The following is a 12,038-nucleotide window of genomic DNA, read 5'->3' as shown; positions in this document are numbered from 1 at the left end:
CGACTCCGAATACTCGCGGCCGAACATATCGCGACTCCGACGCACCGTCAACCCTCGCGATGTATCGTGTCGCGCGGTGGACGGCGAGCCGTAGGCTGTGCCCGATGAGACGCAGGACCCCCGCCCCGCCCTCCCCCCTGCCGCAGCGGCACGGGGTGGATCCCGTGCGGGTGCGGCTGCCCGCCGCCGGACCGTGGGCCACCGTGGGCGAGCACCTGGTGGAGCGGCTGTCGGGGGCGGGTCCCGGAGTGGTCGAGGCCATGCTGGCGCAGGGGCGGATCGTCGGGGCCGACGGCCGCGCGGTGGCGGCCGGGACGGCGTACGAGCCGGGGATGTACCTCTGGTTCCACCGGGAGCTGCCCGAGGAGGTGCCGGTGCCGTTCCCGCTCGAAGTCGTGCACCGCGACGAGCACCTGGTCGTCGCGGACAAGCCGCACTTCCTCGCCACGACCCCGCGCGGCGCGCACATCGCCGAGACGGCGCTCGCGCGGCTACGGCGGGAGCTGCGCCTGCCGGCCCTCTCCGCGGCGCACCGGCTGGACCGCCTCACCGCGGGGCTGGTGCTGTTCACGGTGCGGCCCGAGGAGCGCGGCGCGTACCAGACGCTGTTCCGCGACCGGCGGGTGCGCAAGGAATACGAGGCTGTCGCGCCGTACGACCCCGCGCTCGCCGCGGAGCGCACCGTGCGCAGCCGGATCGTGAAGGAGCGCGGGGTCCTGGCCGCCCGCGAGGTGCCGGGCGAGCCGAACGCCGTCACCCGCGTCCGGGTGGCCGAGCACCGCGCGGACGGCCTCGCCCGGTACCGGCTGGTGCCCGAGACCGGGCAGACCCACCAGCTGCGGGTGCACATGAACGCCCTGGGCGTGCCGATCCTGGGCGACCCGCTCTACCCGGTGGTGGCCGGCCCGGAGCCGGCCGGTGAGTTCCGGCGTCCGCTGCAACTGCTGGCGCGCACGCTGGAGTTCACCGATCCGGTCACCGGGGCCGAGCACCGCTTCCGCAGTGGCCGGGTGCTCGGGGCCTGGGCGTCGTATCCGGACTGGGCCGGTCGGTAGCCGGTGCGGCCGGTAGCCGGGGCCGGACGGCCACCGGGCCGGCCGTAGCCAGGCCGGCAGGTAGCCAGGCCGGTCAGTGGCCGCGCCACCACCGCAGCAGGCGCTGCCAGGCCCCCCGCGGGCGGCCCGTCCCGGCGGCCCGCCCGGCCCGCGGGGCGCGCGCCGCGACATCCGCGTCCGCGGCCCCGGCCCCGGCCCCGGCCTGCGGCGGCTCGGACGCGGCGCCGTCCCACCGCCGCGGTGCCTCGGCGGGCTCATCGACCGGTACGGTGCGCGGCGGTACGGGGCCGACGTCGAAGGAGATGCGCTGCCGCGGCATCGGCACCGGCGTGTGGCTGGGCGCCGCCGTCTCGTCCTGCTGCGGCCGCGGGGTGAACCGCACCGGAAGCTCCATCAGATGCCGTGAGGCGATCGACTCCGTGCGGCGCAGCATCTGTTCGTCGCAGTCGAGCCGGATGTCGGGCAACCGCATCAGCAGCGCGTCGACGCCGACGTCGGCGATGGCCCGCCCGATGTCCTGGCCGGGGCACTCGTGCGGTCCGCCGCCGAAGGCGAGGTGGGAACGGTTGCCCTGCATGTCGGCCTTCGGGTCGGGCCGCACCCGCGGGTCCACGTTGCCCGGCGCGACGCCGAACAGCAGCCCGTCGCCCCGCCGGATGCGCTGGCCGCCGAGTTCGGTGTCCTGTTTGGCGAAGTAGCCGAGCACGGTGCTGAACGGGGGCTCGTCCCACAGGGACTGCTCGACCGCCTCCGGCACCGTCATCTGGCCGCCGTTGAGCTGGGCGCGGAAACCGGGCTCGGTGAGCACCCGGCGGATGGTGTTGGCCAGGAGGTTGGCGGTGGCCTCGTAGGCGGCGATGAGCACCACGCGCAGGTGCTGGCCGATCTCGTCGTCGGTCAGCCCGGCCGGGTGGTTGATGAGGTGGCTGGTGAAGTCGTCCTCGGGCCGCTGACGGCGGCGGGCGGCCAGCCGCAGCAGGCAGCCCATGATGTACTCGTTGCTCGCGATGGCCGTCTCGGTGCCCTTCAGCATGTCGCGGGCGGCGTGCACGATCCGGTCGTTGTACTCCTCGGGCATGCCCAGGACGTGGCACATCACCGCCATCGGCAGATGCTCGGCGAACTGGTCCACGAGGTCGGCGCGGCCGCTCTCGCAGAACCGGTTGACCAGGCGCTGGGTGGCCCGGCCGATGTGCCGGCGCAGACCGCGGTGGTCGATGGTGGCCATGGCGCCGGTGACCGCGCCGCGCAGCCGCTTGTGCTCGTCGCCCTCGGCGTGCGAGCAGATCGGCTGCCAGGCGATGTGCGGCATGAGCGGGTGGTCCGGTTTGACCATGCCCTCCCGCAGCGGGGTCCAGATGCGGCTGTCCCGCGTGTACTGCGAGGGAGTGCGCACCATGTGCAGGTTCTCGGCGTGCCCGAGGACCACCCACATCGGCACGTCGTCGTGCAGCAGCACCGGAGCCACCGGGCCGTAGCGCTCGCGGAGGTCCTCGTACAGCGCTTCGAGGTCCCGCGCCTGGTGGAGCCGGTGCAGCCCGCCGGGCCCGGTGCCGTGCGCGGGGCAGCCGGGGGGCGGGTCGAGGGTGAGGTCGTCCGGACCGGTCAGGGGGTGGGATTCAGGCGTCACAGCGGTCGCTTTCGGGACGGATGGACGTTCTTGACGGACGGAGGAGACGGACGGGGAAGACGGACGGACGGAGGAGACGGACGGAGAAGACGGACGGACGGAGGAGGAAGAGGCTGAAGGAGAGCGCGGGCGGGGCGGCGAGGCGCGCGGGCGGCTCGCCGCCGGTCAGCCGCGCGAACCCGCCATGGCGAGGGAGTGCAGGAACCGCATCAGGGTCAGCAGCACGTCCCGGCTGGAGGCCCGGCGGCGCACGTCGCACTCGACCATCGGGATCTCCTCCGCCAGGTCGAGTGCCGTACGCAGCTCCGACATCGGGTAACGGGGCGCGTCCGGGAAGGAGTTGACGGCCACCACGAAGGGCACGCCGCGCTCCTCCAGGCGCCCCATGACGTCGAAGCTGACCTCCAGCCGGCGGGTGTCGACCAGGACGACCGCGCCCAGGGCGCCCTCGAACAGCCCGTTCCACAGGAACCAGAAGCGCTGCTGGCCCGGGGTGCCGAAGAGGTACAGCACGAGCTGGTCGGAGATGCTGATCCGGCCGAAGTCCATGGCCACGGTGGTGGCCGTCTTGGACTCCGAACCGTAGTTGTCGTCGATTCCGATACCGGCCTGCGTCATGGTCTCCTCGGTGGTCAGCGGCCTGATCTCGCTGACCGAGCCGACCATGGTGGTCTTGCCGACCCCGAAGCCGCCGACGATCACGATCTTCGCCGCGGCCTGGGCCGAGTGCGGCAGGTGGTCCCCGGTCCGCGGGCCGGAGAGGGTGTCAGAGCCGTTGAAGTCCATGCATCACCGCTTCGAGGAGGGAACGGTCGGGTACCGCCTGGCGGACGATCGGCGCGCGCGCCTGCACCAGTTCGGCCGTCAGCAGCTCCGTGATCAGGACCGTCATCGCGCTGAACGGCAGGTTGAGGTAGGCCGACAGCTCGGCCACGGACAGGGGGGCGGTGCACAGCCGCAGCAGTGCCGCCTGCTCGGGGGTCGCGGACGGGGGCGGGTCGGCGCGGGCCACGATCAGGGTCACCAGGTCGACGGCGGCACGGGCTCCGTCCTCGGCCGCACCGGCGACCACGTACAGCCGCTCGGGGTTCTTCTCCTCGCCCTCCTTGGCGGGCCTGGGCGGGGGCGTCGGTTCGTGTGCGGGGTAGCGCCTCTGGCGTCGCGGAGGAGTCATACGGTCTGCCCGTTGCGCCGCGGCGGACTGGTCAGATGGGCGCCGATGCGGACCACCAGGTCGCGCATCCGGGCGCTCATCAGTCCGGGCTCGGTCCGGATGTCCGCGAGCACCGCCAGGTAGGCGTTGGCACCGGCGGACATCAGATAGAAGTAGCCACCGTTGATCTCGATGATGACCAGCTTCATCCGGCCGTCGCTGTCCGGGATCTCCACGGCCACGGCGCCGGCCAGGCTCTGCAGTCCGGCGCAGGCCGCGGCGACCCGGTCGGCGGCGTCCGGATCGCCGCCGTAGCGGGCGATGCGCAGGCCGTCGGCCGAGAGGACGACGATCATCTCGATGCCCGGTACGCCGTCGTGGAGCTCCTTGAGCATCCAGTCGAAGTTGGCTCGCTGCTGGATCACTTGACGTCCCCCTCGTCGTCGGCCTCGGCGCGGGCCGGCTTCTCGATCAGGTGGGTGAAAGCGGTCGGGTTCTGGGTGAAGGCGGTCGGATCGGGGCCGGGATTGTCCTTCTTCAGTCCGTCCCAGAAGGCCTCGACCCACAGTCCGGGCTCGGGCTCCTTCTCGGCGGGCGCCGGCTCGGGCTCGGGCGTGCCCCACGGGGAGCGGCCCTCCTGCTCGGCGCGCTCGGCGGCGACCTGTTCGGCGATGCGCTGGCTGAGCGGGGTCTTGACGCGGCTGCGGCGCTGCGGCAGCCCGTTGGCGGTCCACTCGGTGACCTCGGGGACGTCGTCGTCCGCGGGCACCGGGGCGGGGATGCGCGGGCTGGTCGGGCGGCGTCGCTTGGGGGCGCGCTTGGGGCCCTCCACCGCGTCCTCACCGGGCCTGGGGATGGAGGTGGCGCCGATGCCGTGGGCGAGGCCCGGAGCCGGATCGGTGGTCATCATGTTGCTGGGCACCACGAGGACCGCGCGGACCCCGCCGTAGGCCGAGGCCCGCAGCGAGACCTGCATCTTGTACGTCGTGCACAGCCGGCCCACGACCGCGAGACCCAGGCGGGGGCTCTCGCCCAGCTCCTGCATGTCGACGCCGGCCTTGGCCTGCTCCAGCAGGTACTCGATCCGGGCCCGGGCCTCCTCGGTGAGGCTGACGCCGCCGTCCTCGATCTCGATGGCGACGCCGCTCTGCACCTCGACGGCGGTGACGTGCACCTTGGTCTGCGGCGGGGAGTAACGGGCGGCGTTGTCCAGCAGTTCGGCCGCCGCGTGGATGACGGGCTCCACGTCGGTGCCCTTGATGTTGACCTTGGCGATGGAGTGCAGTTCGACGCGGCGGTAGTCGAGGATCCGGGACATCGCGCCGCGCAGCACGCTGTACAGGGTGACCGGGTTGGGCCACTGACGGCCGGGGCGGCCGCCGCCGATGACGGAGATGGAGTCGGCGAGGCGTCCGATCAGCGCGGTGCCGTGGTCGATGCGCAGCAGGTCGTCGAAGACCTCCGGGCTGCGGCCGTGGTCCTCCTCCATCTCCCTGAGTTCCTTGGCCTGCTGGTGCACGATCGCCTGGACCCGCCGGGCGAGGCTGACGAAGGAGCGCTGGGTGGAGTCGCGCAGGACCTCCTCGCGGTCCACGATCTTGAGGATCATCCAGACCACCGAGCGCTGCGACTCGGGGATCCGCCGCCAGTCCGGGTCGGCGTCGATGATGTCGCGCATCACCTCCTGGGGGGTGTTGTTGGCGCGCAGGTACTGCACCGCCGTGGGGATGATCTCCGTTCCTAGACGGGTGATCTCCGCGTCGTGGTCGGCCAGGCGCCGCTCCAGGTACGCGCTGTGACGGGCGTGCTCGGCCCGCTGGTCGCGGAGGAGCCGCCCCCGGCGCACCGCTTCGGCGGCCGTGGCGCACACGAGCAGGGTGGCGACGGCGCCGCAGCAGGCGACGGCGAGGCGTGCCGGTTCCGGCACCAGGGCGACGGCGGCTCCGGCGGCCGCCGCCATCACCGTGGCGGGCAGCAACAGCACGCGTGTGTAGGGAAGTTCACGGCCACTGGGGGGCGGTTGAACACTCACCATGTAAGCCCTCTGAGACGAATCGGCTGGGGGTTCGGGGCAGCTTGCGAGGGGTATGCCAGGGAACTGACGGGATCTACCCGGCTTTTGGGAACAGGCGCACGATCCACCTCAACTCGGTGCGCCGCGGGCGAGCCTAGTCCGGCCGGATCATCGCCATGTCATATTCGGCAAGCACCTGAAACGACCCCTGTGACAGGAGTACGCTCCTGTCGCTTGCACGCTGCGACTCCGTTCGAACACGGAACGTCACGGCGTACGCCTGTACGACCGTGACTGACTGTGACGGGTGACCGCGAGCTCCACGGCCGGTCCGCCCGTGACACGAAGCGGCCCCCGCCCTTGAGCACAGGGTGGGGGCCGCTCTCGGCGTGCCGCCGGCCGGGCGCGCCACCGGCCGGGCGTGCGGTCGGTCTGGCGTGCCGCCGGCCGGGCGTGCGGTCGGTCTGGCGTGCCGTCAGTCGGGCATGCGGTCGGTCTGGCGTGCCGTCAGCCGACGGAGGAGTAGGCGACCACGCCGCGCAGCAGTCCGTCGACGGCCTTGCGGGCGTTCCTGGCGACCGTGGAGCCCTCCGCGGGGGCGGCGGCGCCGATCTGTCCGAGGACGTCGATCACCTGCTTGCACCAGCGCACGAAGTCGCCCGCCGGCATGTCCGCCTCGCGCAGCACCTCGTCCAGTCCCTTGCCCGAGGCCCACATGTAGGCGGCCCAGGCGAAGCCGAGGTCGGGCTCGCGCTGGCCCACGCCCTCGGTCTGGTTGATGCGGAACTCCTCCTCCAGGGCGTCCAGCCGGCCCCAGATGCGCACCATCTCGCCGAGCGCGGCCCTGGCCTTGCCCGAGGGCAGCTTGGGCGCCATGGCGTCGTCGCCCACCCGGGACTCGTAGACCAGCGCCGAGACGCAGGCGGCCAGTTCGGCCGGGGCGAGACCCTCCCAGACCCGCTCGCGCAGGCATTCGCTGGCCAGCAGGTCGAGTTCGCCGTAGAGCCGGGCGAGCCGCTTGCCGTGCTCGGTCACCTCGTTGCCGCGCAGGTAGTCGAGTTCGGTGAGCAGCGCCACGATCCGGTCGAAGGTGCGGGCGATGGTGTTCGTACGGCCCTCGATGCGGTGCTCCAGCTGCCGGGTGTCGCGCAGCAGCCGGTGGTAGCGCTCGGCCCAGCGGGCGTGGTCCTCGCGGTCGTTGCACCCGTGGCACGGGTGGGCGCGCAGCGCGGCGCGCAGCCGGGCGATCTCACGGTCGTCGGCCGCCTGCGAGCGGCGCTTGCGGTGCCGCTCCGGCGGGATGTGCCCGGCCTTGGTGCGCAGCGCGGAGGCCAGGTCCCGGCGGGACTGCGGGGAGCGGGGGTTGAAGGACTTCGGGATGCGCATCCGCTCCAGCGGTTCGACCGGGACCGGGAAGTCGATCGCCGCCAGCCGCTTGACCTGCCGTTCGGCGGTCAGCACCAACGGGCGCGGCCCGTCGTGCTGCTCCAAGCCGCGGTGGCCGTTGGACCGGCCCGCGGGCAGCCCCGGGTCCAGGACCAGTGCCAGGCCGGCGTACTTGCCGGTGGGCACGTGGATGACGTCGCCGGGCTTGAGCCGCTCCAGCGCGACGGCGGCCTCGGCGCGGCGCTGGGCGGCGCCCTGGCGGGCCAGTTCGGTCTCGCGGTCCTTCAGCTCCCGGCGCAGCCGCGCGTACTCCTCGAAGTCGCCGAGGTGGCAGGTCATGGACTGCTTGTAGCCCTCCAGGCCCTCCTCGTTGCGCTGCACCTGCCGGGAGATGCCGACCACCGACTTGTCGGCCTGGAACTGGGCGAAGGAGGTCTCCAGCAGCTCGCGGGAGCGGTGCCGGCCGAACTGCTCGACCAGGTTGACCGCCATGTTGTACGACGGCTTGAAGCTGGAGCGCAGCGGGTAGGTGCGCGTGCCGGCCAGCCCCGCCACCTGCTCGGGGTTCATGCCGCGCTGCCACAGCACCACCGCGTGGCCCTCGACATCGATGCCGCGGCGCCCGGCCCGGCCGGTGAGCTGAGTGTACTCGCCGGGGGTGATGTCGGCGTGCTGCTCGCCGTTCCACTTGACGAGCTTTTCCAGCACCACCGAGCGGGCGGGCATGTTGATGCCGAGCGCGAGGGTCTCGGTGGCGAAGACCGCCTTGACCAGCCCGCGCACGAACAGCTCCTCGACGACCTCCTTGAAGGTCGGCAGCATGCCCGCGTGGTGGGCGGCGATGCCGCGCTCGAGGCCCTCCAGCCACTCGTAGTAGCCCAGTACGTGCAGGTCCTCGGGCGGGATGGCGGCGGTGCGCTCCTCGACCAGCGCGCGGACCCGCTCCCGGGCCTCCTCGTCGTTGAGCCGGAGCCCCGCGTACAGGCACTGCTGGACGGCGGCCTCGCAGGCGGCCCGGCTGAAGATGAAGGTGATCGCGGGCAGCAGGCCCTCGGCGTCGAGCCGCTCGATGACCTCCGGGCGGCCCGGTGTCCAGACCCGGGAGCGCTGTCTGCGCTCGCGCTCGCGGTCGGCCTCGCGCATGGTCCGGCCGCGCCTGCGGTCCAGGTACGAGGGGCGGCTGGCCTCCATGCGGGCCATGCGCACCAGGTCGGGGTTGACGGCCTTGCGGTGGCCCTCGCCCTCCTCGAACAGGTCGTACATCCGCCGCCCGGCCAGCACGTGCTGGAACAGCGGCACCGGCCGGTGCTCGGAGACGATCACCTCGGTGTCGCCGCGGACCGTGTCGAGCCAGTCGCCGAACTCCTCGGCGTTGGACACGGTCGCCGACAGCGACACCAGGGTCACCGACTCCGGCAGGTGGATGATCACTTCCTCCCAGACCGCGCCGCGGAACCGGTCGGAGAGGTAGTGCACCTCGTCCATCACCACATAGCCGAGGCCGAGCAGGGTCTGGGAGCCGGCGTACAGCATGTTGCGCAGCACCTCGGTGGTCATCACGACCACCGGGGCGTCGCTGTTGAGGCTGTTGTCGCCGGTGAGCAGGCCCACCTTGTCGCTGCCGTAGCGGCGGCACAGGTCGGAGTACTTCTGGTTGGACAGCGCCTTGATGGGCGTGGTGTAGAAGCACTTCTTGCCCTGCTGCAGGGCGAGGTGGACGGCGAACTCGCCCACGATGGTCTTGCCGGAGCCGGTGGGCGCGGCGACCAGCACGCCCTTCCCCGCCTCGAGCGCCCGGCAGGCCTCGATCTGGAAGGGGTCGAGGCCGAAGTCGTACATCTCGCGGAAGCCCGCGAGCGCGGTGGCCTGCTCGGCAGCTCGCCTGCGCGCTGCCGCGTACCGCTCGGCCGGTGAGAGGTCCTGAGTCATCGTGCTTTCGAGCGTACCGGGCCGCGCTGACAACAGGACGATCAATATCCGCATCGGGCCCGGCAGGGGTGTTCCTGCCCTGCTCCGGACCCGGGACGGCCGGCCGCTCGCGGGGCGTGCGGCCGGCCGTGGGCCGGGGTGGCTCAGGTCACGTCGTCGTAGCCGTTGACCCGTTCCGGACCCGACTGCTCCGGCAGCGGGCCGGCCGCGCCGACCGGCTCGATCTCGCCGATGGCCTCGGGCGTGAGGTCCAGGTCGGAGGCCTCGTCGTCGGACAGGCCCGTCCCCTCACGCCGGCGCCTGCGGCGGTCGTTGAACAGGGAGAACGCCACGGCGACGAAGAACAGTCCCCAGATCGGCGCCGCCAGTGCCAGCATCGTGCCCGGGTCGGGGCTGGGCGTGGCCACGGCCGCGAAGGCGGCGATGCCGACGACCATGCCGCGCCACCAGCCGAGCATGCGCCGGCCGGACAGGATGCCGGTGAGGTTGAGCATGATCAGCAGCAGCGGCATCTCGAAGGCGAGGCCGAAGACGACGACCATGCGGATGCTCAGGTCGAGCAGGTCGTCCAGGGGCAGCAGGTTCTCGGCGCCGCTGGGCGTCAGGTCGATCATGAACCGCGCCGTCGTCGGCAGCACGTTGTAGGCGAGGTAGCCGCCGGCCAGGAAGAGCGGGAAGCCGAAGCCCACGAAGGCGTAGGCGTACTTCTTCTCGTTGCGGTGCAGGCCGGGGGCCACGAACGCCCACAGCTGGTAGAGCCACACCGGCGACGCCAGGACGACGCCGGTGGTCAGCGCGACCTTCAGGGCCAGCGTGAACGGCGCCAGCAGGCCGTTGACCGTGAGATGCGCGCAGTGGGCGTCCTTGGTCTTGGCGAGCTGACCGAAGGACTGGGGGCACCCGATGGAGTCGAGGACCGGCGCGGTGACGAAGTCGGTGATGTCCTTGTAGTAGAAGGCCGCCACCACTGTCACGACGAGGATCGCCAGGACACCCTTCGCAAGCCGGTTGCGCAGCTCACGCAAGTGGTCCGCGAGCGGCATGCGCCCCTCGGGATCCCTCTCCTTCTTAAGGGCAGGCTTGAGCAACCCACTTCCTCATCTCGTGCAGTGGACCGGCGGGTGCCGGTCCTCGCGTCAGCGCTGGGTCGTCGTGTTCGTCGGCTCGCTGACCGGCCGGGAGCTGGTCACGTCACCGGGGGATGCCTGAATCGTGCGCTGCGCCTGCTGGGGCTGCTCCTGCTCCGGCTGGGCGGAAGCGGACTCCGCCTTGCCGTCGCTCTTCATGGCCTTGGCCTCGCTCTTCAGGATGCGTGCGGACTTGCCGAGCGAGCGCGCCATGTCGGGAAGCTTCTTGGAGCCGAAAACGAGGACGATCACGACAATCAGCAGCACCAGGTGCCACGGCTCGAGTGCGTTGCGGAACATCGGTCTTCACCTTCTCACTGAGGCGGGGCGGCGGTTCCTGCCCGAGGGCACGGGCAGGGGGCTGGCCATCATGCTGACAGCGATCGTATCGCCCGGGGATGAACACGAGACCATCCCCACGTGGACTCGTGCGCGCGGACCGTGCCTCGTGTCCCGGGCCGCGCATAGAGCGTACCCAGCCGCGAGACCACGGGTACAGGCCCGGGCACCCCTGTGGACGACGTCCGGAACCGCCCGGAAGTTCCCGGGCCGGCTCACCGGGTGCCGGCCGCCCTCGTCGCGCTCACCGCCGCCCGTTCCAGGTCCTCCGCCGCCCTGCTGATACGCCGCGCCGAGTCCGACACCTGCCTGCCGAGGCGTTGCGCCTCGAGGAAGACCCGGACCGCCAGCACACCGAGGACCGCAAGTCCCACAAACCCCGCGGCTACCGCGAGCATCGGCCACACCATGGCCCTGAGCCTAGACGGTCCCCGGCCGGGGCCGTGCGGGGCGGGGGCCGGCGGCCGGTCCCGCAGGGCGTGCGAGGCGGGGGCCGGCGGCCCGTATCCGCCGCCGAGAGGGCGGACTTCGCGGTGATGAGCGGTCTTGGTGACGCGTGCCGATCTTCGTTTAAGATCTACGCCGACCACGGGGGATTGAGGGACCACGGACAAGTACGGCTGCCGACCAGCGGCCGGCCACCGCGTGTCCCGGCTCCCCCGACCACTCTCCGTACGCAGGGGGAAACATGAAATCCAGGCACCGCATCGGTCTCGTCGCCGCCGGCTCCGCGGCCCTCCTCGGCCTCGCGGCCGTCACCCCGGCGAGCGCCGCCACCATGTCGGCCGCCTCCGTCCACCGCGGCAGCGTGGGCTGCTTCAACTACTCCTGGGGGGACGGCAGCGCCACCTACACCATCTACTACCACAACACCTGCAATGTGAGGTCCGCCATCGCCGGCACCACCAACGCCCTGTTCAACAACAAGTGGTGTGCCACGGTGGGCGCGGGCGCCAAGGGCCACACGGTGGTGTACAACAAGCCCATGACCTTCTCCTCCGCCAAGGGCGGCCACTGCTGACCCGTCGGCACAGCGCTCGGGGGGCCGGGTCACGGCGACGTGGCCCGGCCTTCCGCTTTTCCGGGCGGGGCGCGCAGGGCGGCCGGGCCCGGGCGGCCGGGCGGGCTCAGACGGCGCAGTGCAGGCGCAGGGTCCTGACCCCGCCGCTGGTGAGCAGCTCGACGATGCGCTCCCCGGCCGGCTTGCGGGCCGAGACACCGCACGCGGGGCAGGTGAACGAGTAGAAGGTGGTACGGCTGGAGGCGCCGACCACCAGCCGCAGCGCGCCGGCGGCCAGCTCGAAACGGGCCCGGCAGTCGGGGCAGCACGCGCGGAACACCGCGGGAGCCACGTTCCGCATCCCCGCGAAGGCCCTTGCGACCGACATGCCACGCTCCCCTGCTG

The 12,038-nt window shown here is 72.2% G+C and carries 12 protein-coding genes; 2 read left to right on the top strand and 10 right to left on the bottom strand.

Annotation, left to right across the window (positions count from 1 at the left end):
* Positions 1-104 precede the first annotated feature (104 nt).
* Positions 105-1,055 (top strand): pseudouridine synthase, encoded by a 951-nt coding sequence (locus tag ACI2LW_RS20575; RefSeq protein WP_404732640.1) that lies wholly within the window; start codon positions 105-107, stop codon positions 1,053-1,055.
* Positions 1,056-1,128: 73 nt separating this feature from the next.
* On the opposite strand, the gene ACI2LW_RS20570 is transcribed toward ACI2LW_RS20575, so the two are convergent.
* From ACI2LW_RS20570 to ACI2LW_RS20530, 9 genes are all read right to left on the bottom strand, one after another.
* On the bottom strand, positions 1,129-2,685 hold the full coding sequence (locus ACI2LW_RS20570; RefSeq protein ID WP_404732639.1) for a cytochrome P450: 1,557 nt from the start codon (positions 2,683-2,685) through the stop codon (positions 1,129-1,131).
* Between the two features lie 165 nt (positions 2,686-2,850).
* Entirely contained in the window at positions 2,851-3,471 is a 621-nt protein-coding gene (locus ACI2LW_RS20565) for a GTP-binding protein (protein ID WP_404732638.1), read from the bottom strand.
* A complete protein-coding gene (locus ACI2LW_RS20560) occupies positions 3,452-3,859 on the bottom strand; it encodes a DUF742 domain-containing protein (protein WP_404732637.1) in 408 nt (135 codons plus the stop codon). The genes ACI2LW_RS20565 and ACI2LW_RS20560 overlap by 20 nt, the downstream gene beginning before the upstream one ends.
* Positions 3,856-4,263 carry a roadblock/LC7 domain-containing protein gene (locus tag ACI2LW_RS20555; RefSeq protein ID WP_404732636.1) on the bottom strand — a complete coding sequence of 136 codons (408 nt, stop codon included), beginning with the start codon at positions 4,261-4,263 and terminating at the stop codon, positions 3,856-3,858. Before ACI2LW_RS20555 ends, ACI2LW_RS20560 begins: the two co-directional genes overlap by 4 nt.
* Positions 4,260-5,873, bottom strand: a complete 1,614-nt coding sequence (locus ACI2LW_RS20550) for an ATP-binding protein (RefSeq protein WP_404732635.1) — start codon at positions 5,871-5,873, stop codon at positions 4,260-4,262. Before ACI2LW_RS20550 ends, ACI2LW_RS20555 begins: the two co-directional genes overlap by 4 nt.
* Positions 5,874-6,359: 486 nt before the next feature.
* Positions 6,360-9,212, bottom strand: coding sequence for a DEAD/DEAH box helicase (locus tag ACI2LW_RS20545; RefSeq protein ID WP_404732719.1), 2,853 nt, complete (start codon positions 9,210-9,212; stop codon positions 6,360-6,362).
* Between the two features lie 98 nt (positions 9,213-9,310).
* Positions 9,311-10,210: a twin-arginine translocase subunit TatC gene (gene tatC, locus ACI2LW_RS20540; protein WP_404732634.1), complete on the bottom strand. Its 900-nt coding sequence runs from the start codon at positions 10,208-10,210 to the stop codon at positions 9,311-9,313.
* A gap of 93 nt (positions 10,211-10,303) precedes the next feature.
* Complete coding sequence (gene tatA, locus ACI2LW_RS20535; protein ID WP_391598916.1) at positions 10,304-10,594, bottom strand: Sec-independent protein translocase subunit TatA; 291 nt, start codon at positions 10,592-10,594, stop codon at positions 10,304-10,306.
* 254 nt (positions 10,595-10,848) lie between these two features.
* Complete coding sequence (locus ACI2LW_RS20530; RefSeq protein WP_404732633.1) at positions 10,849-11,043, bottom strand: hypothetical protein; 195 nt, start codon at positions 11,041-11,043, stop codon at positions 10,849-10,851.
* Between the two features lie 278 nt (positions 11,044-11,321).
* On the opposite strand from ACI2LW_RS20530, the gene ACI2LW_RS20525 reads away from it, so the two are divergent.
* On the top strand, positions 11,322-11,654 hold the full coding sequence (locus tag ACI2LW_RS20525; RefSeq protein ID WP_404732632.1) for a hypothetical protein: 333 nt from the start codon (positions 11,322-11,324) through the stop codon (positions 11,652-11,654).
* A 106-nt stretch (positions 11,655-11,760) separates the two neighbouring features.
* Here ACI2LW_RS20525 and ACI2LW_RS20520 read toward each other — a convergent pair whose 3' ends face one another.
* The gene (locus ACI2LW_RS20520; RefSeq protein ID WP_391598913.1) at positions 11,761-12,021 is read right to left on the bottom strand and encodes a hypothetical protein; all 261 of its coding nucleotides are present in this window, start codon (positions 12,019-12,021) and stop codon (positions 11,761-11,763) included.
* Positions 12,022-12,038 lie beyond the last annotated feature (17 nt).

This window comes from Streptomyces sp. NPDC004065 (assembly GCF_044903565.1).
Classification (GTDB): Bacteria; Actinomycetota; Actinomycetes; order Streptomycetales; family Streptomycetaceae; genus Streptomyces.
The sequence above is the reverse complement of the archived record's forward strand: the minus strand, read 5'-3'. Positions and strand labels throughout refer to the sequence as shown.